Genomic DNA, 22,111 nt, shown 5'->3' with positions numbered 1-22,111 from the left:
CGGCTCAGAAGCGGCGCAGGCTCGCCGACGCGGTCGTCGCCGGCTCGGGGCGAACGTCGAGCGTGAACTCGGTGAAGCTGGCCTGGTCGTCGGCTTCCTCGCGCTTCGGGACCAGGCGTGTGACCGGCGTCAAGTCGTTCTGCAGGCGCCACATCAGGTTGGTCGGCGAATCGGCGAAGGCCAGGCCCTCTTCGCGGCTGATCACGCCGGTGTTGATCAGGCGCGCGAGGTCTTGCTCGAAGGTCTGCGAGCCTTCGGCGAGCGACTTTTCCATGGCCTCCTTGACACCGGAGAAGTCGCCTTTTTCGATCAGCTCGGAGACGAGCTTGGTGTTCAGCATCACCTCGACCGCCGGAATCCGGCCGCCGGCGGTGGCGCGCATCAGGCGCTGCGAGACGATTGCCTTCAGGCCCGCGGCCAGGTCGGCGAGCAGCGCGGGGCGCGCCTCCGGCGTGTAGAACGACAGGATCCGGCCGAGCGCGTGGTAGCTGTTGTTCGCATGCAGCGTCGACAGCACCAGGTGCCCGGACAGCGCGTACGAGATCGCCGCGGTCATCGTTTCGCGGTCGCGGATCTCGCCGATCAGGATGCAGTCGGGCGCCTGGCGCAACGCGTTCTTCAGGCCGATGTTCAGCGACTGCGTGTCGCGCCCGACCTCGCGCTGGTTCACGACCGACTTCTTGTTGTTGAACAGGAACTCGATCGGATCCTCGATCGTCAGGATGTGGCCGGCGAGCTGCTGGTTGCGCTGCTCGAGCATCGAGGCCAGTGTCGTGCTCTTGCCGGCGCCGGTCGCGCCGACCATCAGGATCAGCCCGCGCTTCTCGAGGATCATCGTGTTCAGGATCGTCGGCACGTTCAGGCTCTCGAGCGACGGGATCACGAACGGGATGCAGCGGAACACCGCGGCGATCGTGCCGCGCTGCTTGAAGGCCGAGAGCCGGAAGCTGCCGACGCCGGGGATGCCGACGCCGATGTTCAGTTCGCCGGTGTCGTCGAGCTCCTCGAGCTGGCTGGGCGTCAGCAGCTCGGCCAGCAGCTGGCGCGGCTGCGTGTGCGTGAGCGGCTGGTCGCTGAGCTGCAGCAACTGGCCGTTGATCTTGATCAGGATCGGCGAGCTGGCCGACAGATAGACGTCGGACGCACCCTTCTCCGACATCAGCCGCAGCACCCGCTCCATGTTTCCGCCACTCATGAGATTCCTTTCAGGCTTGGGGAACGTCGATCATTTCACGCTTCGAGCGCCAGAGGCCGGCCGGTGCATGCGCGCAACGGCCCTTGCCGTGATCAGCTGCGCAGCAGATCGTTGACGCTGGTCTTCGCGCGCGTCTGCGCGTCGACGCGCTTGACGATCACCGCGCAGTTCAGGTTGTACTTGCCGCCGTCCTTCGGCAGGCTGCCGGCGACGACCACCGAGCCCGACGGCACGCGGCCGAACGTGATCTCGCCGGTCGCGCGGTCGTAGATCGGCGTGCTCTGGCTGATGAACACGCCCATCGAGATGACCGAGTTCTCTTCGACGATCACGCCCTCGACGACCTCGCTGCGCGCGCCGACGAAGCAGTTGTCTTCGATGATCGTCGGGTTCGCCTGCAGCGGCTCGAGCACGCCGCCGATGCCGACGCCGCCCGACAGGTGCACGTTCTTGCCGATCTGCGCGCACGAGCCGACGGTGGCCCAGGTATCGACCATCGTGCCTTCGTCGACATACGCGCCGATGTTCACGTAGCTCGGCATCAGCACCACGTTCCTTCCGACGAACGAGCCGCGCCGCGCGACCGCCGGCGGCACGACGCGCACGCCGGTGGCACGCATCGCGTCCTCATCGAGGTGCGCGAACTTGGTCTGCACCTTGTCGAAGAAGCCGAGGTCGCCGGCGCGCATCAGCTTGTTGTCGTTGAGCCGGAAGCTCAGCAGCACCGCCTTCTTCAGCCACTGGTTGACGCTCCACTGGCCGACACCATGGCGCTCTGCCACGCGCAGCCGGCCGGCGTTCAGCTCGGCGATCACGGCCTCGACGGCCTGGTAGATCTCGGGGCTGTTCGTCGCGTTGATCGACGCGCGGCTCTCCCAGGCGAGTTCGATGGTGCTTTGCAGCTTCTGCGTGCTTGCTGAGGTCATGGTGTGCTTGGTTGCGTTTTGGTGAAGGAGACGATGCGGCGCGCGGCTTCGAGGCACTCTTCGACCTCGGCGACGAGGGCGAGGCGGATGCGGCCGGCGCCCGGGTTCAGGCCGTGCGCCTCGCGTGCCAGAAGGCTGCCGGGCAGCACCGCGACATTGTATTGAGCCAGCAGCCCGAGCGCGAAGGCCAGGTCGTCGCCGCCCGGCGCGATGCGCGAGACATCGGCCCAGAGATAGAAGCCCGCGTCGGGCAGCGCGACCGGCAACGCCTGCGCAAGCAGCGGCGTGACCTGCGCGAACTTCGCGCGGTACTTGTCGCGATTCGCGACCACGTGCGCCTCGTCGTTCCAGGCCGCGATGCTGGCCTGCTGGACGACCGGGCCCATCGCGCTGCCGTGGTAGGTGCGGTAGAGCAGGAACGCCTTCAGGACCCCCGCGTCGCCGGCCACGAAGCCCGAGCGCATGCCCGGCACATTCGAACGTTTCGACAGGCTCGTGAACGCGACGAGCCGCTCGAAGCCGCGCCCCAGCTGCGTGGCCGCCTCGAGCGAGCCGAGCGGTGGCTCGTCGCGGAAGTAGATCTCGGAGTAGCACTCGTCCGACGCGATCACGAAGCCGTGGCGGTCGCTGAGCTCGAACAGGCGCTTCCACTCGGCCAGCGGCATCACCGCGCCGGTCGGGTTGCCGGGCGAGCACACGTAGAGCAGTTGGGTGCGCGCCCAGGTTGCGTCGGAGACGCTCGCCCAGTCGGCCGCGAAATTGCGCGCCGGGTCGCTGTTGACGAACGCGACCTGCGCGCCGGCGAGCAGCGCCGCGCCTTCGTAGATCTGATAGAACGGGTTCGGGCAGACGACGGTCGCGCCCGGTCGGGTCGGGTCGATGACGGTCTGCGCGAGTGCGAACAGCGCCTCGCGCGAGCCGCCGACCGGCAGCACCTGCGTCGCCGGATCGACCGTGACGCGATAGCGCCGCGCGATCCAGGCCGCGATCGTCTGGCGCAGCGCGGGTTCGCCGGCGGTCGCCGGGTAGCTCGCGAGGCCCTTCAGGTTGTCGCGGATCGCCTGCTTGATCAGCTCGGGCGTTGCGTGGCGAGGCTCGCCGATGCCCAGCCCGATCGGCTTGAATGCCGGGTTCGGCACGATGTCTTTCGTCAGCGCGCGCAGGCGCTCGAACGGGTAGGGGTGCAGGCGCGACAGCAGCGGATTCATCGGCGAATTATCGCGGCAGCGAGCGGCCGGCGCCCCTGGTGCGCGCCGCGGCGATTACAGCAGTCCGGTCGCGCTCGCATGCTGCGGCATCTCGACCGCCGGCTGCGGTTTCCAGCCCTTCTTGCGGTGCTCGGCCACGACGTTGGTGTAGATGCCGCCGCGCACATACCACTTCGCGGTGATGCGGACGAAGCGCGGATCGGTCGCGCGCACGATGTCGTCGACGATGTCGTTCGTGACCTTCTCGTGGAACGCGCCCTCGTTGCGGTAACTCCACATGTACATCTTCAGGCTCTTCAGCTCGACGCAGAGCTTGTCGGCCACCATGTCGATCGTGAAGTGCGCGAAGTCGGGCTGGCCGGTCAGCGGGCAGTTGCAGGTGAACTCCGGAATCTGGAACTGGATCGCGTAATCGCGCTTCGGCGCCGGGTTCGGGAACACCTGCAGGTCCTTGCTCGGAACGCTCGGCGGATTGACAGGTTTCTGGCGCTCGGTGGCGGTGGATTTCGGGCTGGCGGGCTTGGCCATGATGGTGACGTTTGAAGAGCGTTGAGCCGGGGGCCGGATGCTATCATCCGCGCTCTCTCGAGGCCCGCGGTCTGCGGGTTTTATTCAAACAAATCAAGCACTTAGGCGTCGACCCGCCATTCGCCAATGCGCCTGAACTCGATCAAGCTCTCCGGTTTCAAGTCCTTTGCGGAGCCCACGAACTTCCAGTTGCCGGGGCAGTTGGTCGGGGTCGTCGGGCCGAACGGCTGCGGCAAGTCCAACATCATGGACGCGGTGCGCTGGGTGCTCGGCGAGAGCAAGGCCAGCGAACTGCGCGGCGAGTCGATGCAGGACGTGATCTTCAACGGCTCGGGGCTGCGCAAGCCGGCGTCGCGCTCCAGCGTCGAGCTCGTGTTCAGCAACGAAGACGGCCGCGCCGGCGGGCAGTGGAACCGCTTCACCGAGATCGCGGTCAAGCGCGTGCTGACCCGCGACGGCACCAGCAGCTACTTCATCAACAACCAGCCGGTGCGCCGCCGCGACGTGCAGGACGTGTTCCTCGGCACCGGCCTCGGCCCGCGTGCCTACGCGATCATCGGTCAGGGCACGATCAGCCGGATCATCGAGAGCAAGCCCGAGGAGCTGCGCCTGTTCCTCGAAGAGGCCGCGGGCGTCTCGAAGTACAAGGAGCGCCGCCGCGAGACCGAGAACCGCCTGAAGGACACGCGCGAGAACCTGACCCGCGTCGAAGACATCCTGCGCGAGCTCACCAGCAACCTCGAGAAGCTCGAGAAGCAGGCCGAGGTCGCGAGCCAGTATCGCGCGCTGCAGAACGCCGGCGAGCTGAAGCTGCACCAGCTGTGGTTCCTGAAGCATCGTGATGCGGCGAGCGAAGAGGCGCGCGTCAAGAAGGCGGTGGCCGAGGCGATCAACGCGCTCGAGGCGCGCACCGCCGAGCTGCGCCACGGCGAGGCCGAGCTCGAGACGATCCGCCAGGCGCACTACGCCGCGAGCGACGAGCTGCACGCGCACCAGGGCTCGCTCGCCGAAGCCGCGCTGGAGGTCAGCCGGCTGGAGGAGCGCATCCGCTACGTCATCGAGGGCCGCGCGCGGGTCGAGCAGCGCCTGGTCGAGCTGAAGGCGCAGAGCGAACAGTGGGCGCTGCGCCAGACCGAGGCGCAGGACGAACTCGAGCGCATCGGCGAGCAGATCGCCGCCGCCGACGAGCAGGGCGAACTGCTCGCCGCGCAGGCCGAAGAGCAGGGCGGCAACCTGCCGAACTTCGAAGACGCGGTGCGCGCCGCGCAGAACGCCAGCAACGAGCAGCGCAGCAAGGTCGGCGCGGTGCAGCAGCAGATCCAGGTGCTCGCGGCCGAGAGCCGCAACCTCGACGACCAGAAGCGCCAGTTCAACGCGCGCCGCGACAAGCTCGCCGCCGAGCGCAGCCAGCTTGCCGCGCCCGATGCCGATCGGCTCGCCGAGCTGAAGACGCAGCACGGCGTCGCCGACGAGGCCTTCGGCGTCGCCGATGCGCGGCTGCACGAGCTGACCGAGCAGGTACCGGCGCTCGACGAGGCGCGCCGTGCCTGCCAGGAAGGCAGCAACGCCGAGAGCGCGAAGCAGGCCGAGCTGAGCGCCCGCCTCGACGCGCTGCGCGCGCTGCAAGAGAAGGTGCAGACCGAGGGCAAGCTCAAGCCCTGGCTTGCGAAGCACGGGCTCGATGCGCTGCAGGGCCTGTGGACGAAGATTCACATCGAATCGGGCTGGGAAACCGCGCTCGAAGCCGCGCTGCGCGAGCGCATGGGCGCGCTCGAGGTCGGCAGGCTCGAGACCGTGCGCGCCTTCGCCGGCGACGCGCCGCCGGCCAAGCTCGCGTTCTACACGGCGCACGCACTGCCGGCGACAGCCGGGCAGGGCCCGTCTGCCGGTGCCGTGGCGCCGACCACGCACGAGACGCTGTCCAAGCTCAGCGATCTGCTGCGCCTGAACGACGCCGGGCTGAAGGCCTTGTTGAACGACTGGCTCGAAGGCGTCTACACCGCGGCCGACATCGACGCCGCGCTTGCGCAGCGCGCGAAGCTGACGCACGGCGAAGTCATCATGACGCGCGACGGCCACGCAGTGAGCCAGTTCGCCGTCGCGTTCTACGCCCCCGACACCGAGCAGGCCGGCCTGCTGGCGCGCGCGCAGGAGATCGAGAACCTGGAGCGCCAGCTGCGCGCACAGGCGCTGATCAACGACGAGGCGCGCAGCGCGCTGGTGCGCGCCGAAGCCGCCTACACCGAGGCGTCGCAGCGCCTGGTCGGCGTGCGCCGCGAGGCCGGCGAGGCGCAGACGCGCGCGCACCAGTTGCAGGTCGAGCTGCTGCGCCTGTCGCAGCTCGCTGAAGCGACCAGCACGCGCCGCGCGCAGCTCGACGACGAGCTGACGGAACTGGACGCGCAGCTCGAAGAACTGGCCGAGCGCGGCGCGACCGGCGAGGCACGCTTCGAGGAACTCGACATGCAGCTCGCGACGACGCAGGAGCGCCATGCCGAGCTCGACGACGCGGTCATCGGCGCCGAGCGCAAGCTCGCCGAGGCGCGCGAGCAGCTGCGTGCGCTCGAGCGTGAGGAGCAGGAGGCGCAGTTCGCATCGCGTTCGCTCGCCGCGCGCCGCGGCGAGCTGCAGCGCGGCATCGAGACCGCGACGCAGCAACTCGCCGGCAACGAGCAATCGCACGCGCAGCTGCAGCAGGAACTCGCGCTGCTCGCCGATGCCTCGGCGCAGGCCGGGCTGCAGGAGGCGCTCGCGCTGAAGCTCGATCGCGAGGCCGCACTCGGCGCCAAGCGCAGCGAATACGACGACCTGACGCTGCGCCTGCGGAGCAAAGACGAGCAGCGAATGCAGCACGAGCAAAGCCTGCAGCCGCTGCGCGACCGCATCACGAAGCTGCAGCTCGAAGAGCAGGCCGCGCAGCTCGGCGGCGCGCAATACCTCGACCAGCTCGTCGCCGCGAATGTCGACTTCGAGGCACTCTCGGCCGGCATCGAAAGCGACGGCGTCAGGCTGACCGGCCTGCAGGGCGAGATCGACCGCATCAACCGCGAGATCAACGCGCTCGGCGCGGTGAACCTGGCCGCGCTCGACGAGCTGACCGCGTCGCGCGAACGCAAGACCTTCCTCGATGCGCAGAACGCCGACCTGGTCGAGGCGATGACGACGCTCGAAGACGCGATCCACAAGATCGACCTCGAGACCCGCGACCTGCTGGCCAACACCTTCGACCAGGTCAACACGCACTTCGGCCGGATGTTCCCGACGCTGTTCGGCGGCGGCAACGCGAAGCTCGTGATGACCGGCGACGAGATCCTCGACGCCGGCGTGCAGGTGATGGCGCAGCCGCCCGGCAAGAAGAACAGCACGATCCACCTGCTCTCGGGCGGCGAGAAGGCACTGACGGCGATCGCGCTGGTGTTCGCGATCTTCCAGCTGAACCCGGCGCCGTTCTGCCTGCTCGACGAGGTCGACGCGCCGCTCGACGACGCCAACACCGAGCGCTACGCCAAGCTCGTCAAGGAGATGGCGCAGAGCACGCAGTTCCTGTTCATCAGCCACAACAAGATCGCGATGGAGATGGCCGAGCAGCTGATCGGCGTGACGATGCAGGAGCAGGGCGTCTCGCGCATCGTCACGGTCGACATGGAAGGTGCTGTCAGCCTCGCTGAAGCCGCATGAACTCCGCCCGGCCGCCCGAAGGAGTTCATTCCCGCCCGGCGGGATCGCGCGCAGCGCGTAGGGTGCACCCATGAGCAATACGTTGACGATCGCGCTGGCGTCACTGGGCGGCGTCGTGCTCGCGGGCGTGGTTGCGCACGGCGCGTGGGCGGCGCGCAAGGCCGGCCCGAAGCGCGCCGAGCCTCTGCCGGAGCGCATCGAACCGCGCGAGCCGGTGATGGATGGCGTCGCGCCGTCGTCCGCGTCGATCGAAGGATCGGCGCTCGCCGAGCTGCAGTCGCCGGCGCCGGAACGCCGCGCGAACCGCCGCACCGTACCGCGCCTCGATGCGCTGATCGACTCGATCGCGACCTTGACGATCGAAGCGCCGATCGGCGGCGCGCAGGTGATCGCGCACCTGCCGACGACGCGCCGTGCCGGCGGCAAGCCGTTCATGATCGAGGGCCTGAACAGCGAGACCGGCGAATGGGAGCCGCCCGCGAGCAGCCAGCGCTACGGCGAGTTCCAGGCCGGCGTGCAGCTCGCGAACCGCACCGGGGCACTGAACGAGATCGAGTACTCCGAGTTCGTGCAGAAGGTGCAGGCCTTCGCCGATGCGATCGGCGCGATGGCCGACTTTCCCGACATGCTCGAAGCGGTGGCCGCGGCGCGCGAGCTCGATCACTTCGCCGGCGCGCACGATGCGCAGCTCGCGGTCCATCTGCAGGCGCGCGCTGCGGCCTGGAGCGTCGGCTACATCCAGCAGCACGCGGGCCGGCACGGCTTCGTGCCCGGTGTCGTTCCCGGCCGGCTCGTGATGCCGGCTGCCGACGAGGGCGCACCGCCGGTGCTGACCTTGACCTTCGACTCGCAGGCCGCGCTCGCCGACGACCCGAACCTCGCCGCGGTGCGCGACGTGACGCTGAGCTTCGACGTGCCCCAGACCGACCCGAAGGCCGAGCCGTTCGCCGCGTGGCGCTCCGCCGCGCAGGCGCTCGCGCAGGGCATGGATGCCAGCGTCGTCGACGACCACGGCCGGGCGCTCGGCGCCGAGAGCTTCGCCGCGATCGGCGCCGAGCTGGGACAGTTGTACGCGACGCTCGAGGGCCGCGATCTGGCCGCGGGCACCGCGGCGGCGCGGCGGCTGTTCAGCTGACGGTTCCCGTCGCGCGGCCGCGGCCTGTCTAAACTTCGGCATGCCCAAAGAAGAAGACCCCGCCCAGCGCGCCGCATCGTTGCGCGAACAGCTTCGGCATCACGCCCACCGCTACTACACGCTCGACGACCCGGAGATCCCCGACGCCGAGTACGACAGGCTGTTCCAGGAACTGCAGGCGATCGAGGCCGCGCATCCCGAGCTGCTGACGCCCGATTCGCCGACGCAGCGCGTGATCGGCGCGGTCCTCGAGGGCCTGACGCCGGTGCGCCACCAGGTGCCGATGCTGTCGATCCACACCGAGACCGACACGACGCCGGCCGGTGCCGAGAAGTTCGATGCCCGCGTGCGCAAGGCGCTGGCGCTCGACGACACCGCGCCGCCGATCGCGTATCACGCCGAACTCAAGTTCGATGGCCTGGCGATCAACCTGCGCTATGAGCTGGGCGAACTGGTCCAGGCCGCGACCCGCGGCGACGGCGAGACCGGCGAGGACGTGACACACACCGTGCGCATGATTGCCACCGTGCCGAAGCGCCTGCGCGGCGCCGCGGCCGAGCGCGCCGCGGTGATCGAGGTGCGCGGCGAGGTCTTCATGCGGCGCGACGACTTCGAGGCCCTGAACGAGCGCCAGCGCAAGCTGATCGAGGGCGGCGCGCGCGGCGCGAAGACCTTCGTGAACCCGCGCAACGCCGCCGCCGGCGTCGTGCGCCAGCTCGACGCCGGCAAGGCGGCGCGGCGCCCGCTGAGCTTCTTTGCGTATGGCCTCGGCGAGGTGATCGGCTGGGAGCTGCCCGGCACGCAGAGCGGCCTGCTCGCGGCGCTGCACAGGATCGGCGTGCCGGTCAGCGCCGAGAGCACGGTCGAGCAGGGCGCCGAAGGCTTGATCCGCTATCACCAGCGCATCGCGGCGCGGCGCGACCAGCTGCCGTTCGACATCGACGGCGTCGTCTACAAGGTCGACGATCGCGCGCTGCAGCAGACGCTGGGCTTCAAGTCGCGCGAGCCGCGCTGGGCCGTCGCGCACAAGTACCCGGCCCAGGAGCAGACGACCGTGCTGCAGGACATCGACGTGCAGGTCGGTCGCACCGGCAAGCTGACGCCGGTCGCGAAGCTGCAGCCGGTGTTCGTCGGCGGCACGACCGTCAGCAACGCGACCTTGCACAACCAGGACGAGATCGACCGCAAGGACGTGCGCATCGGCGACACCGTGATCGTGCGCCGCGCCGGCGACGTGATCCCCGAGGTCGTCGGCATCGTCGCGGCGCGGCGACCGCACGACGCGCAGCGCTTCGATCTGTACGCGAAGCTCGGCGGCCAATGCCCGGTCTGCGGCAGCGAGATCACGCGCGAGGAAGACGAGGTCGACTGGCGCTGTTCGGGCGGCCTGTTCTGCGCCGCGCAGCGCAAGCAGGCGTTCCTGCACTTCGCGGGCCGGCGCGCGATGGACATCGAGGGGCTGGGCGACAGAATCGTCGATCAGCTCGTCGATGCCGGCATCGTGCGCACGCTGCCCGAGCTCTACAAGCTCGGCGTCGCGAACCTCGCCGCGCTGGAGCGCATGGCCGACAAGAGCGCGCGCAACCTCGTCGACGGGCTCGAGAAGAGCAAGCACACGACGCTGGCGCGCTTTCTGTACGCGCTGGGCATCCGCCATGTCGGCGAGACGACCGCGAAGGACCTGGCGCGGCATTTCGGCAGCCTCGAACGCGTGCTCGACGCGAGCGAGCCGCAGCTGCTCGAAGTGAGCGACGTCGGACCGATCGTCGCGCACAGCATCCACACCTTCTTCGCGCAGCCGCACAACCGCGAGGTCGTCGAGCAGTTGCGCGCCTGCGGCATCACCTGGAGCGAGGACGACGGCACCGCCGACAGCACGCCGAAGCCGTTGCTCGGCCGGACCTTCGTGCTGACGGGCACCTTGCCGACGCTCTCGCGCGACGACGCGAAAGACCGCATCGAGGCCGCCGGCGGCAAGGTCAGCGGCTCGGTCTCGAAGAAGACCCACTTCGTCGTCGCCGGCGCCGAGGCCGGCAGCAAGCTCGACAAGGCGACCGAGCTCGGCATCCCGGTGCTCGACGAGGCGGGGCTGCTCGCGATGCTGCCACCCATGTGAGCGTTGAGATGAAGATGAACGAGGACTGGCTGACGCGCTTGAGGCAGCGCCTCGACGCGCCGCCGCGGCAGCCGCGCGCGCCACTGACGATCGCTGTCGGCGATGCCGTGCCGGCGTCGATCATCGGCTCGATCGAAGCCACGCTCGCGTTGCAGCTGGCCGGTGCCGGCCTGCCGCTGCGCGATGCCGGTGACGCCTGGCGCATCGAGGTGCCCGACACGCCGCGTGCGGCCGAGGCGACCAACGCCGCGCTGGCCACGATCGCGCAATGGCTGCGCGAGAACGGCCATGCCGGCCGCTGGCGCGGCGAGCTGCTGGCCGTCACCGATGCGGCCGGCACGCCGACCGGCTGCGTCGAGCGTGGCGTCGTGCGACCGCTGGGGATCGCGACCCATGCGGTGCACCTCGTCGTCTGCGACGCGCGCGGCGATGTCTGGGTGCAACTGCGCGCGCTGAACAAGGCGACCGATCCGGGGCAATGGGACACCACCGTGGGCGGCCTGATCGCGGCCGGCGAGTCGATCGCGCAGACGCTCGTGCGCGAGACCTGGGAGGAAGCGGGCCTGCGGATCGACGCGTTGCAGCGCGTCGCGCCGTTCGGCCGCTTCACCGAGCGGCGCCCGCTCGCCGAAGGCTACATGGTCGAGCACATCGAGATGTTCGAGGCCCAAGCGCCGGCGGGCTCGACGCCGGTGAACCAGGACGGCGAAGTCGCGCGATTCGAGTGCCTCGACCGCGCGACGCTGGTCGAGCGGCTGCACGCCGACGCGTTCACGCTCGAGGCGGCGATGATCCTGGCCGAGTGGCTGGCGCTCCGGCCCTGACGGCCTAACGCGCCGCCGGCGGCCAGCGGTCCCAGGCGGTCGCGCCGACCGTGTCGCCCCAGAGGTCGATGCTGACCCGCGTCCCGGCGTGCGGCTGCCGCGCGGCCTCACCGCGCAGGTAGGCGAAGCCGACGCAGGCGTTCGCCTTCGGGCTCCAGCCGACCGATGCGAGTTCGCCGACCGTCACGCCGTCGAGCCGCAGCGCTTCACCGCCCCACGCGTAGTGATCGGCCGAATCGAGCACGATCGTCACGAGCTTCTTGCGCAGCGGCTCGCGTTGCGCCTTCGACAGCGCGGCCTTGCCGATGAAGTCGCTCGGCTTGTCGAGCTTCACCGCATAGGCCAGCCCGGCCTCGAACGGCGTCTCGTCGGGCCCGAGTTCGGCGCCCCAGGCGCGGCGGCCGGCCTCGATGCGCAGCGCATCGAGCGCGTAGTAGCCGGCGTCGCGCAAGCCCATGTCGTCGCCGGCCTCCATCAGCGCGAGGTAGACGTGACGCGCCATCTCGATCGGCACGTAGAGCTCGAAGCCCGGCCCGCCGACATAGCTCATGCGCGCTGCCCGCGCGCGCGCAAAGCCGACATCGATCTCGCGCGTGTGCGAGAACTTCAGCGCCGGCGGCGCGAGATCCTCCGCGCTGTTGGGTGATCCAACGCGCGCCAGCAATTCGCGCGCCTTCGGCCCCATCACCGACAGCACCGAATACATCGCGCTGACATCGGTCAGGAAGGCGTGCTCGGTCGGCGCGATGTGCCTGGCGATCCAGTCCATGTCGCGTGTCGGCTGCGCCGAGCCGGTGACGATCAGGAAGCGGTCTGCGGCTTGGCGGATGACCGTCAGGTCGCTCTCGAAGCCGCCGCGCTCGTTCAGCAGCGCGGTGTAGGCCATCGCGTCGACCGCGATGTCGATCTCGTTCGCGCACAGGCGCTGCAGCAGCGCGAGCGCATCGCGGCCCTGCAGCAGCAGCTTGCCGAACGAGGTTTGGTCGTACAGCGCGACGGCCTCGCGCGTCGCGCGCTGCTCGTCGATGACCCAGTCCAGCCATTCCGGCCGGCCGAGGTCCGGCTCGGCCGGGTGCGCGCCCGGCGGCTTGAAATAGTTAGCGCGCTCCCAGCCGTTCTTCGCGCCGAAGACCGCGCCCTTGTCGGCCAGCAGGTCGTACAGCGGCGAGGTGCGCAGCGGCCGCGCGGTCTCGAGCTCCTGGCGCGGCCAGCGCATCGCGTAGTGCAGCCCGAGCGTCTCGCCGGTACGTGCGCTAAGCGCCTTGCGGTTCGCGGTGAACGCGCCGAAACGGCGGATGTCGACATCCCACAGGTCGCTCGGCGCCTCGCCGCCGATGATCCATTCGGCGATCAGCCGGCCGGCGCCGCCGGAGTTCGCGATGCCGGCCGAGTTGAAGCCGGCCGCGACGAAATAGTGGCGCAGCTCGGGCGCCTCGCCGAGGATGAAGTTGCCGTCGGGCGTGAAGCTCTCGGGCCCGTTCAGCAGCATCTTGACGCGCGCGGTCTCGAGGCAGGGCGTGCGGTGGATCGCGTTCGTCATCAGGATCTCGAACTGATCCCAGTCCTCGCCGAGCAGCTGGAACTGGAAGCTGCTCGGGATCGGGTCGAGCGCCCAGGGCTTGGCCTGCGGCTCGAAGCCGCCCATCACGAGGCCGCCGACTTCTTCCTTGTAGTAGATGAAGCCGTCGGGGTCGCGCAGCACCGGCAGCATCGGGTGCACGCCGTCGATGCGATCGGTCACGATGTAGAAATGCTCGGCCGAGTAGAGCGGCACGTTGACGCCGGCGAGCCGGCCGAACTGGCGCGCCCACTGGCCGGCGCAGTTGACGAGGATCTCGCAGCGCACGTCGCTGACTTCACCGTTCCTCGCGGTGCGCACGCCGGTCACCACGCCGCGCTCGGCGAGCACGCCGGTGACCTCGATGTCCTCGACGATCTTGACACCCCGGTTGCGCGCGCCCTTCGCGAGCGACATCGTCAGGTCGGCCGGGTTCGCCTTGCCGTCGCCGGGAATCCACAGCCCGCCTTCGAGGTCGTCGGTGCGCAGCAAGGGATAGAGCTCGCCGGCACGCCGCGCATCGATCACCTCGACATCGACGCCGAAGCTGCGCGCCAGCGAGGCCTGCTTGCGCAACACCTTCATGCGCTCCTTTGTTGCCGCGACGTTCACGCTGCCGCATTGCTTCCAGCCGGTCGCCAGGCCGGTTTCGGCCTCGAGCTTCGCGTACAGCTCGATGCCGAACTTGCTCATGCGCGTCATGTTGCGGTTCGGGCGCATCTGGCCGACGAGGCCGGCGGCGTGCCAGGTCGTGCCGCAGGTCAGCTTGCCCTGTTCGAGCAGCAGCACGTCGCGCTCGCCCATCAGGCTCAGGTGGTAGGCGGTCGAGCAACCGGCGATGCCGCCGCCGACGATCACGATGCGGGCCTGGTTCGGTAGGGTCATGGGTGCGATCTTGCCGGAATGTCCGATCGCGGCCGCGAATGTTTCGCCGCAGCGTGGACAATGCGGCCCACCGCGTGACTGTCGCGTGCGCTGCAATTGCTCTCCAATGCCCTGATGTCCGGCCTCTCGAATCCCTTGACGACCGCCTTCACGCCGTCCGCCGAGCAGCCGCTTCCACCGGGGCCGCAAGAGCGCCACGAGCGCCGCAGCCACCGGCTGCAGTTGTTCGCGTGGCTGGCGTGCGCCTGCGTCCTGGTCTACCTGACGCTGGTGCCGATCGAGCTGCGCGCGCAGGCGCTGACCTCCTCCGCGGTGCTGGCGCTGCTCGGCGCCTGCTATGCGTTCGGCCGCCGCACCCGCACGCTGCGCGGGCGCCGGCTCGCGCGGCTGCTGATCATCGTGCTGTGCGCGTTTCTCTCGCTGCGCTACATGCACTGGCGCGTCAGCGATTCGCTGCCGCTGCAGTTCGGGATCGTCTCGATGCTGTGCGGGCTGGCGCTGTTCCTGGCCGAGTGCTACGGCTTCATCAACATGCTGCTGGGCTTCTTCATCAACAGCGAGCCGTTCTTCCGCCGCTCGATCGCGCTGCCGGCGGACCCCGAAGCGCTGCCGCACGTCGACGTCTACATCCCGACCTACAACGAGGACGTGGCCATCCTGCGCTCGACGGTGATCGCCGCGACGCAGATGAACTACCCGAGCGACAAGCTGCACGTGTACGTGCTCGACGACGGCGGCACCGACCAGAAGTGCAACGACGCGAACCCCGGGAAGGCCGCCGCCGCCCGCGAAAGGGCCGCCGAACTCAAGGCGCTGGCACGCGACTTCGGGGCGGGCTACTGCACGCGGGCACGCAACCTCCACGCGAAAGCCGGCAACATCAACAACGCGCTGACGATGACGAACGGCGAACTGTTGCTGATCCTGGACTGCGACCACATCCCGACCGCCGATTTCCTGCAGCGCACGGTCGGCTTCTTCATCGCCGACCCGAAGCTGTTCGTGCTGCAGACGCCGCACAACTTCATCAGCCCCGACCCGGTCGAGCGCAACCTCGCGACCTTCAAGGCCTCGCCGGCCGAGAACGAGCTGTTCTACGACGTGATGCAACCGGGGCTCGACTTCTGGGGCACCTCGTTCTTCTGCGGCTCGGCGGCGGTGCTGCGGCGCAGCGTCGTCGACCGGCTCGGCGGCGTGTCGGGCCAGACGATCACCGAAGACGCCGAAACCACGCTCGACGCGCTCGCGCTCGGCTACAAGTCGGCGTACTACAACCGGCCGATGGTCTCCGGCCTGCAGCCCGAGACCTACTCGGGCTTCATCGTGCAGCGTGTGCGCTGGGGCCAGGGCATGCTGCAGATCTTCCTGCTGAAGAACCCGTGGGCGCTGCCCGGCCTGACGCTGATCCAGCGCGTGCTGTACACGAACTTCGCGTTCTACTGGGGCTTTGCCGGCGCGCGCGTCGTGATGCTGCTCGCGCCGCCGGCCTACCTGCTGCTCGGCATCAACCTGTGCGACACCACGGCCGCGCAGCTGCTCGCGTATGCCGGCCCGGCGCTGCTCGCCTCGCTGGTCTCGACACAGTTCTTCTACGGCCGCGTGCGCTGGCCGTTCATGTCGCAGCTCTACGAGATCGTGCAATCGGTGTACGTGATGGTCGGGCTGATCGAGGTCGTGCGGCGCCCGCGCTCGCCGTCGTTCAAGGTCACGCCGAAGGGCGAGGTGCTGAGCCGGGAGTTCATCTCGTCGCTGGCCAAGCCGTTCTACGGGCTGCTCGGGCTGACGCTGCTCGGCGTCGTTGCCGGCATCGAGCGGCTCGACAGCCAGCCCTGGAACCGCGGCGCGATCTCGTTCGTGCTGTTCTGGGCCGCGCTGGACGTGCTGCTGCTGCTCGGCGCGCTCGGCATCACCTTCGAGCGCCGGCAACTGCGTGTCGAACCGCGCGTGCAGCACGACACGCCGGTGCGCGTGCAGATCGGCGCCCAGGTCTACGAAGGCCGCGCGGTGGATGCATCGGCCGCGGGCCTCGGGCTCGTGGTGTTGCTCGCGCCCGGCCAGGCCGTGCCCGATCTCGCGGCTGGCCCGACGGTCATGGTCGAACTGCCCGCGTATCGCGCCAGCCTGGCCGGCGCGCTGGTCTCGTGCCGGCGACTCGGCGCAGATCGGCTCGGTCTCGGGCTGCGATATGTTCACGGCACGCCGGCCCAGGAGCGTGCGGCAATCGATGTCGCGTTCGGTTCCAGCGACAGACTTGTGCACAACAACGCGCAACGCCATGCCGGGCGCAGCGTGCTGGGTGGCCTGCTGGGTCTGGCTCGATATGCTTCGACGCACGGCATGGGCCACTTGGCCTTCCTGCTGCGGCAAGGCGTACAGGAGGTGCTGGCGCGTCTGCCGTTCCGAACCTGATCCCGCTGATTCCGTTTCCCGACCGCGACGCTCCCGACGATGAAACCCGCCTTTTGTTCTTCACGCCGCCGGGCCGGCGCCATCGTCGTCGCGTTGCTCGGCCTGCTGATCGCGCCGGGCGCGGTCGAACGTGCCTTCGCGCAGACAGCGCCGGCGCGTGCGGCGGCGCCGGGCGCCGTGCGCGTGGTGCTGCCGCTCGCGCGGCTGGTCGGGCACGACCGGCCGGTGCGCTTGTCGAGCGTCGCGGCCAGCACGCAGTGGGCGCTGCCGATCCCGGCCCTCTGGCAACCCGACGACGTGCACCTCGAACTTGCCGGCACCGCGTCGATCGGGCTGGCCGACACCTCGCAGCTCGAACTCGCGGTGAACGGCCGTGTGGTCCAGCAGTTCCGGCTCGGCGGGCGGCAGCAGGATTTCCGGCGCGACATCGCGATCCCCGCCGAGCTGCTGCACGAGGGCTTCAACGACGTGAAGGTGACGGTCGCCCAGCACTACACCGACCGCTGCGAATACCCGATGGCCACGCAGCTCTGGACCGATCTCGACCTGAGCGCCTCGCGCTTCGTGCTCGCGATGTCGCCGCGGCCCGTCGTGCCCCGGCTCGATCGCCTCGACGGCCTGTTCGACAAGGCCGGCATCGACGCGACGCCCACGGTCGGCGTGCTGAGCTCCGCCGCGCCGCGCGGACCGGTGCTCTCGGCCATGGGCCTGGTCGCGCAGGGCATCGGCCAGCGTTTCGACTACGTGCCGGTGCGCCTGACGAGCGGCCGGTTCCCGCCGTCGCTGGCGGCGCTCGGCGGCACGCTGCCGGCCGGCGCGCGGGTCGCGGTCGTGCTCGGCACGGTCGACCAGCTCGGGTCCTACCTCGCGGGTCTGTCGATCCCCGCGGGTGCCGGCGGGGTCGTCGCGATCCGGCCGCTGCCCGGCGATCCGACGCGCGCCGTCGTCGTGCTCGCAGCGCCGAAGGAGGCCGATCTGCCGATCGTCGCGAGCGCATTCGCAATGCGGCGCATGCCGTGGCCGGACCGGGACTGGGTCTCGATCGCCGACCTGAAGATGCCGCCGGCCGCCAGTGCCGGCATCGCGGCGTCGCTGAAGCCGTCGACCGATGCGTTCCCGCTGAGTGCGCGGGGCTACGCGACGACCACCTTCAGCGGCACCGCGCCGGGCGGCGCCGCGCTGCGCTTCTGGAACGCGGGCTGGCAGGGGCGTGCGCAGGTCCGCATGCACATGGCCTACGGCGGCGGCATGTCGGCGCAGTCGGTGATGAACGTGCTGGTCAACGGCACGCTGCACGGATCGATCCCGCTCGACCAGGCCGCCGGCGGCGTCTATGACAACTACGCGGTCAGCCTGCCGACCGGCGCGCTGCGCACCGGCTGGAACACGCTCGAGCTGCAGCCGATGCTGATCCCGCAGACCAACGGCGGCGACTGCAAGCCCTTCTTCCCCGGCAACCTCGCGCTCACGCTGTACGACGACAGCACCTTGCAGACCTTCGGCGGCAGCCCGCTGCGGCGTCCCGACCTGGCGATGCCGATGGCCGACGCGCAGCACGATCCGGCCGTCGACCTCGGCGCCGGCACGGCCGTGCAGCTCACCGATGGCGACGACGCCACCGTCGGCGCCGGGCTGACGCTGGTGGCCAAGCTGGGCCAGACTTCGCGCGCGCCGCTGCTGCGTTCGCGCCTCGTCGTCGGCGAGGATGCGGACGCGACGAACCCGATCTGGGTCGGCGCGCTCGACCGGCTGCCGCAGACCGTGCGCCAGGCCGTCGGGCTCGGCGAAGCAGGGCGCCTGACGCTGCCGGTGCCGCTGGTGCAGTCGATCGAGGTGCCGGTGCTCGAAGGCGGCGACACGATGCGGCGGCTGCGCGAGGCGATCGACGGCGCCGCGGCGGCGCCTTCCACTGTCGGCGCGACGGTGACGGTCGGCCAGGCCCCGCTGCCCTACGGCATCGCCGCGACCGCAGCGCGCGGCGACCGGCGCTTCACGGTCTTCACCGCGGCGACACCCGCGGCCCTGCAGGCCGGCCTGCACGACGTGGTCGACTACGGACAGTGGGCCCAGCTGCGCGGCGATTTCGCGCTCTGGCGGCCGGGCAGCGCCACCGTGCACAGCTACGCCGCCGACGACGCGCCGTTCGCCGCGTACTCGCTGCGCGGTGGCCTCGGCCTGTGGGTGTCGCAGTACCCCTGGTGGGCGCTCGCGATCCTGCTCGCCGGGATGACGCTGCTGGTGCTGCTGACGCGCGCCGTGCTCGCCAGCTACCGCCGGCGCAACCTGCCGGTGCAGGGCAGCCGGCGCGAGGATGGGGTCGCGTCATGAGGTTCGCTGGCTGGCTTCTCGGGTGCTGCGCGGGCCTCGCGTCGGCCGGCGCGGTCCACGCCGACGAGCCGACCTGGCTGCTGTTCGGCGGTGCGCAGGCCTCGTCCGAGAACAGCTACCTGTACGCCGGCGGGATCGAGCCGATGTGGGGCGGCGGCGTCGGGCAGGGTTGGTTCGGCAAGGTGGTCGCGAGCTGGCTGAGGTACCGCTACGACACCGTGCAGGGCGGCGCGCCGGTGGAGGTGCGCGCCAGCGCGCCGGGCATCGAGGTCGGCGTCGGGCAGGCCTGGCGCGCCGGCGCGCTGAGCGCCGACGCGTCGCTCAGCGTCGGCGTGCGTCGGACGCAGCTGCGGCCCGATGTGCCCAGCGACACGCCCACCGGCACGCGGTTCACGCTGACGCCGCAGGTCGCGGCGCGCTACGACTTCACATCGCTGGTCAATGCCGACACGCTGGCCTCGTACAGCTTCGGCACCCGCGCGTTGTTCTGGCACACGAGGGTCGGGCTGGACCCGGCCGCGCACTGGCGCACCGGCATCGAAGGCGTGTTGTCGTCGGGACCGGACTACCGCAGCGTGCAGCGCGGCGTGTTCGTCGGCACGCGAGCGGGCGAGGGCGGCTGGGTCGAGATGAACGCCGGCCGTGCGCGCGCACGCGACGGCAAGCAGAGCAGCTACATCGGCATCTCGGCGTCGAAGCTGCTCTAAGGGCGATCAGTTGCGGGCCCACGGCACCCGCATTGCGCCATGCCGGTCGAAGCGGAAACGGCCCTCGATCGCGCCGGTGCCGAACAGCGTGAGCGCGCCGTCGAAGTAGCTCGGCAGCAGGCCGCCGGCATCGCTGGCCGCGGCGCGCAGCCGCGCCGCCTGCTGCTCGGCGAGGTGTCGCTCGCCGAGCGCGTGCAGGTACGGCAGCAGTGCCGCGGAGAAGCCGCTCGGCCCGGTGCCGGCGCCGACGCCGCGGTCGGTGCGCACGCGCTCGGGTGGCAGCGCGTGCCCGCCGGCGAGCCAGTCGCGCATGCCGCGCAGGCTGCGCAGCAGGGCCGGGCGCAACGGATCGGCGGGGTGCAGCAGGCCGGCCCAGAGGTAGGTTCGGATCGCGTCGTAGCTGCCCTCCGGCGGGCTCGCGGCATCGGCATGCCAACGCGACTCGGTGTCGTAGCCGACCCAGTCGGGCGCGAAGCCTTGCGGTGCCGCGGCACTCAGCATCGCGACGGTGTTCGTGGCGATCTCGTCCCACGGACCCTCGGGATCGTGGCGCGCGAAACAGCGCAGCTGGTGCACGGCCAAGTAGCTGGGATTGAGTCGCCACGCCGCCGGGCCGGGCTGAAAGCCGGCCGGCGCGGGCAGCACCATCCAGCCGAAGCCGGGCAGGCGCACCAGTTCGTCGCGGCGGATCAGCGCAAGCACGGCCTGCGCGGCGCGGCCGTACGACGGCTCGGCCCACAGCCGCGCCGCCTCGAGCAAGGCGTAGGCGAGCCAGAGGTCGGCGTCGGCGGCGGGGTTGGCGTCGATCAGCGTCCATTCGCCGTCGTCGCGGCGGCCCCAGCGCCAGCCGGGCAAGCGGTTCGCGAGCGCGCCACCGGCGAGATGGCGTTCGGTCCACGCGAGCAGCGTGTCGAAGCGCGCGCGGTCGTTCGCGACCAGGCTGAAGAAGAGCGCGTAGGCCTGGCCCTCGGAGCTCGTGTAGCGCGTCGCCTGCTGGTCGTCGATGACGCGGCCATCGGCTTGCACGAAGCGGGAACGGAACGCCTGCCACAGCGGCCAGTCGGACCGCGCCGCCCGCGCCGCCCGCGCCGCCCGCGCCGCCCGCGCCGGCCATGCAGCACCGAGTGGCGCCGCGCCTGCGAACGCGAGCACGCGGCGCCGCGAGAGGCCGCGCGGCACCGTCATCCGAATCGCAGCGCCATCACGCCGGCGACGATCACGCAGGTGCCGATCGCGCGCTGCAGGCCGAAGCGCTCCTTCAGCAGCACGGTGCCGAGCAGCGCCGCGAACAGCACCGAGGTCTCGCGCAGCGCGGCGACCGATGCGACCGGCGCGCGCGTCATGGCCCACAACGCGATGCCGTAGGCGCCGATCGACGCACCGCCGCCGAGCATCGCGACCGGCCAGCGCTGGCGCACGTACGCGACCAGCGCGGTGCGCTCGGCTGCGTCGCGCCGCCACCAGACCAGCCCCGGGTACAGGAAGCCGTCGAGCACGAAAAGCAGCAGCACGTAGCGCGCGGCGCCGCCGTTCGCACGCACGCCGACGCCGTCGACCGTCGTGTAGATCGCGATCAGCCCGGCGTTGACGAACGCGAACAGCAGCGCGCGGCGATGGTGCAGCGCTTCGCCCGGGTGCGCCAGGCCGACCAGCCCGACGCCGACCGCGATGCCGATGATCCCCAGCCACGCCGCCGCCGACGGCGCCTCGCCGATGAACACGCCGCTGCCGAGCGCGACCAGCAGCGGCGCGAAGCCGCGCATGATCGGGTAGGTCAGGCCGAGCTCACCATGGCGGTAGGCCTCGACGAGCGCGATGTAGTAGCCGACATGGATGATCAGCGAGGCCACCAGGTAAGGCCAGGCGCCGCGGTCGGGCGGGCCGATCCCGATCAGCAGCGGCAGCGCGATCAGCGCGCCGGCGATCGTCAGGAGCGCGGTGTCGACGGCCTTGTCGCCGCCCGACTTGATCATCGCGTTCCACGAGGCATGCAGCATCGCGGCGCACAGCACGACCAGCACGATCGGCCATGTCAGGGTCATGCGGACGTGCGGCCCGACGTCGGCAACGCGCAGCGTTCGGCACGCCCCAGGAAATGCGCGAGCGACGGCGTGTCCAGGTCGGCCTGCTTCGCCAGGTCGTCCCACTGGCGCAGCATCACCGCATCGCGCGCGCCGCTCTGGTTCAGGAAGCCGGCGGCCTGCTCGGCGCTGAACACGCCGCCCTGCAGCGCGAGGCTGCGCTTCGAATCAATCGACAGCTTCGCGTGGTAGCCGGGGTTCGCCTGGCACAGGTAGCGCTTCGCGTCGACATGCAGCTTGATCGCGGCCAGCACCGCCTCCGGGAACAGGCCGCGCAGAAACGGCAGCGCGAAGTACTGGTGCGTGTCGTCGACGCCGCGCAGCGACGGCGTTTCACCTTGATCGTTCAGCAGGTGCCCGAGGTCGTGCAGCAGGCAGGCGGTGACCAGCGCGTCGTCGGCGCCCGATTGCTCGGCCAGATGCGCGGTCTGCAGCGCATGCTCGAGTTGCGTGACCGGCTCGCCGCTGTACTGGCTGGCGCCGCCGCGGGCGAAGAGCAGTTCGATGTCGGTCAGGCTGAGCATGTCGGGCGA

At 70.4% G+C, this 22,111-nt stretch carries 15 protein-coding genes; 7 read left to right on the top strand and 8 right to left on the bottom strand.

Going from position 1 to position 22,111, the window contains the following annotated elements:
• Positions 1-4: 4 nt before the first annotated feature.
• The 4 genes from AC1DTW_RS13645 to queF all read right to left on the bottom strand — a co-directional run bounded on the left by AC1DTW_RS13645 (position 5) and on the right by queF (position 3,857).
• Entirely contained in the window at positions 5-1,195 is a 1,191-nt protein-coding gene (locus tag AC1DTW_RS13645) for a PilT/PilU family type 4a pilus ATPase (protein WP_477981687.1), read from the bottom strand.
• Between the two features lie 92 nt (positions 1,196-1,287).
• Positions 1,288-2,121 (bottom strand): 2,3,4,5-tetrahydropyridine-2,6-dicarboxylate N-succinyltransferase, encoded by an 834-nt coding sequence (gene dapD / locus AC1DTW_RS13640; protein WP_477981685.1) that lies wholly within the window; start codon positions 2,119-2,121, stop codon positions 1,288-1,290.
• Positions 2,118-3,329 carry a succinyldiaminopimelate transaminase gene (gene dapC, locus AC1DTW_RS13635; RefSeq protein ID WP_477981684.1) on the bottom strand — a complete coding sequence of 404 codons (1,212 nt, stop codon included), beginning with the start codon at positions 3,327-3,329 and terminating at the stop codon, positions 2,118-2,120. Before dapC ends, dapD begins: the two co-directional genes overlap by 4 nt.
• A gap of 54 nt (positions 3,330-3,383) precedes the next feature.
• On the bottom strand, positions 3,384-3,857 hold the full coding sequence (gene queF, locus AC1DTW_RS13630) for a preQ(1) synthase (protein WP_477981683.1): 474 nt from the start codon (positions 3,855-3,857) through the stop codon (positions 3,384-3,386).
• Positions 3,858-3,983: 126 nt separating this feature from the next.
• Here queF and smc point away from each other — a divergent pair, with 126 nt between their 5' ends.
• The 4 genes from smc (at position 3,984) to AC1DTW_RS13610 (ending at position 11,610) form a co-directional block, all read left to right on the top strand.
• Complete coding sequence (gene smc / locus AC1DTW_RS13625) at positions 3,984-7,535, top strand: chromosome segregation protein SMC (RefSeq protein ID WP_477981682.1); 3,552 nt, start codon at positions 3,984-3,986, stop codon at positions 7,533-7,535.
• 70 nt (positions 7,536-7,605) lie between these two features.
• Complete coding sequence (locus tag AC1DTW_RS13620) at positions 7,606-8,670, top strand: cell division protein FtsZ (RefSeq protein ID WP_477981681.1); 1,065 nt, start codon at positions 7,606-7,608, stop codon at positions 8,668-8,670.
• A gap of 40 nt (positions 8,671-8,710) precedes the next feature.
• On the top strand, positions 8,711-10,786 hold the full coding sequence (gene ligA / locus AC1DTW_RS13615; protein ID WP_477981680.1) for an NAD-dependent DNA ligase LigA: 2,076 nt from the start codon (positions 8,711-8,713) through the stop codon (positions 10,784-10,786).
• A gap of 8 nt (positions 10,787-10,794) precedes the next feature.
• Positions 10,795-11,610, top strand: coding sequence for an NUDIX hydrolase (locus tag AC1DTW_RS13610; RefSeq protein WP_477981679.1), 816 nt, complete (start codon positions 10,795-10,797; stop codon positions 11,608-11,610).
• A 4-nt stretch (positions 11,611-11,614) separates the two neighbouring features.
• Here the strand turns inward: AC1DTW_RS13610 and AC1DTW_RS13605 are convergent, their stop codons facing one another.
• Positions 11,615-14,053, bottom strand: a complete 2,439-nt coding sequence (locus tag AC1DTW_RS13605; RefSeq protein ID WP_477981678.1) for a GcvT family protein — start codon at positions 14,051-14,053, stop codon at positions 11,615-11,617.
• A 114-nt stretch (positions 14,054-14,167) separates the two neighbouring features.
• Here AC1DTW_RS13605 and bcsA point away from each other — a divergent pair, with 114 nt between their 5' ends.
• From bcsA to bcsS, 3 genes are read left to right on the top strand one after another with little or no spacing between them, the layout of a single operon-like run.
• The gene (gene bcsA, locus AC1DTW_RS13600) at positions 14,168-16,462 is read left to right on the top strand and encodes a UDP-forming cellulose synthase catalytic subunit (protein ID WP_477981677.1); all 2,295 of its coding nucleotides are present in this window, start codon (positions 14,168-14,170) and stop codon (positions 16,460-16,462) included.
• Between the two features lie 39 nt (positions 16,463-16,501).
• Entirely contained in the window at positions 16,502-18,790 is a 2,289-nt protein-coding gene (locus tag AC1DTW_RS13595; protein ID WP_477981676.1) for a cellulose biosynthesis cyclic di-GMP-binding regulatory protein BcsB, read from the top strand.
• Positions 18,787-19,497 (top strand): cellulose biosynthesis protein BcsS, encoded by a 711-nt coding sequence (gene bcsS / locus AC1DTW_RS13590; protein WP_477981675.1) that lies wholly within the window; start codon positions 18,787-18,789, stop codon positions 19,495-19,497. The genes AC1DTW_RS13595 and bcsS overlap by 4 nt, the downstream gene beginning before the upstream one ends.
• Before the next feature lie 6 nt (positions 19,498-19,503).
• Here the strand turns inward: bcsS and bcsZ are convergent, their stop codons facing one another.
• From bcsZ to AC1DTW_RS13575, 3 genes are read right to left on the bottom strand one after another with little or no spacing between them, the layout of a single operon-like run.
• Positions 19,504-20,682, bottom strand: a complete 1,179-nt coding sequence (gene bcsZ / locus AC1DTW_RS13585; RefSeq protein WP_477981674.1) for a cellulose synthase complex periplasmic endoglucanase BcsZ — start codon at positions 20,680-20,682, stop codon at positions 19,504-19,506.
• On the bottom strand, positions 20,679-21,539 hold the full coding sequence (locus tag AC1DTW_RS13580) for a DMT family transporter (protein ID WP_477981673.1): 861 nt from the start codon (positions 21,537-21,539) through the stop codon (positions 20,679-20,681). The genes bcsZ and AC1DTW_RS13580 overlap by 4 nt, the downstream gene beginning before the upstream one ends.
• Positions 21,536-22,102, bottom strand: a complete 567-nt coding sequence (locus tag AC1DTW_RS13575; RefSeq protein WP_477981672.1) for a phosphonate degradation HD-domain oxygenase — start codon at positions 22,100-22,102, stop codon at positions 21,536-21,538. Before AC1DTW_RS13575 ends, AC1DTW_RS13580 begins: the two co-directional genes overlap by 4 nt.
• Between the last annotated feature and the right edge of the window lie 9 nt (positions 22,103-22,111).

The organism is Rhizobacter sp. P5_A1, assembly GCF_056400745.1.
Note: the sequence above shows the minus strand (reverse complement) of the source record. Positions and strands in the feature narration are given on the sequence as shown.

What these genes read in the sequence shown, in the direction of transcription:
- AC1DTW_RS13645 (WP_477981687.1), bottom strand. Translation starts at nt 1,195, where the DNA reads ATGAGTGGCGGAAACATGGAGCGGGTGCTGCGGCTGATGTCGGAGAAG.
- dapD (WP_477981685.1), bottom strand. Translation starts at nt 2,121, where the DNA reads ATGACCTCAGCAAGCACGCAGAAGCTGCAAAGCACCATCGAACTCGCC.
- dapC (WP_477981684.1), bottom strand. Translation starts at nt 3,329, where the DNA reads ATGAATCCGCTGCTGTCGCGCCTGCACCCCTACCCGTTCGAGCGCCTG.
- queF (WP_477981683.1), bottom strand. Translation starts at nt 3,857, where the DNA reads ATGGCCAAGCCCGCCAGCCCGAAATCCACCGCCACCGAGCGCCAGAAA.
- smc (WP_477981682.1), top strand. Translation starts at nt 3,984, where the DNA reads ATGCGCCTGAACTCGATCAAGCTCTCCGGTTTCAAGTCCTTTGCGGAG.
- AC1DTW_RS13620 (WP_477981681.1), top strand. Translation starts at nt 7,606, where the DNA reads ATGAGCAATACGTTGACGATCGCGCTGGCGTCACTGGGCGGCGTCGTG.
- ligA (WP_477981680.1), top strand. Translation starts at nt 8,711, where the DNA reads ATGCCCAAAGAAGAAGACCCCGCCCAGCGCGCCGCATCGTTGCGCGAA.
- AC1DTW_RS13610 (WP_477981679.1), top strand. Translation starts at nt 10,795, where the DNA reads ATGAAGATGAACGAGGACTGGCTGACGCGCTTGAGGCAGCGCCTCGAC.
- AC1DTW_RS13605 (WP_477981678.1), bottom strand. Translation starts at nt 14,053, where the DNA reads ATGACCCTACCGAACCAGGCCCGCATCGTGATCGTCGGCGGCGGCATC.
- bcsA (WP_477981677.1), top strand. Translation starts at nt 14,168, where the DNA reads ATGTCCGGCCTCTCGAATCCCTTGACGACCGCCTTCACGCCGTCCGCC.
- AC1DTW_RS13595 (WP_477981676.1), top strand. Translation starts at nt 16,502, where the DNA reads ATGAAACCCGCCTTTTGTTCTTCACGCCGCCGGGCCGGCGCCATCGTC.
- bcsS (WP_477981675.1), top strand. Translation starts at nt 18,787, where the DNA reads ATGAGGTTCGCTGGCTGGCTTCTCGGGTGCTGCGCGGGCCTCGCGTCG.
- bcsZ (WP_477981674.1), bottom strand. Translation starts at nt 20,682, where the DNA reads ATGACGGTGCCGCGCGGCCTCTCGCGGCGCCGCGTGCTCGCGTTCGCA.
- AC1DTW_RS13580 (WP_477981673.1), bottom strand. Translation starts at nt 21,539, where the DNA reads ATGACCCTGACATGGCCGATCGTGCTGGTCGTGCTGTGCGCCGCGATG.
- AC1DTW_RS13575 (WP_477981672.1), bottom strand. Translation starts at nt 22,102, where the DNA reads ATGCTCAGCCTGACCGACATCGAACTGCTCTTCGCCCGCGGCGGCGCC.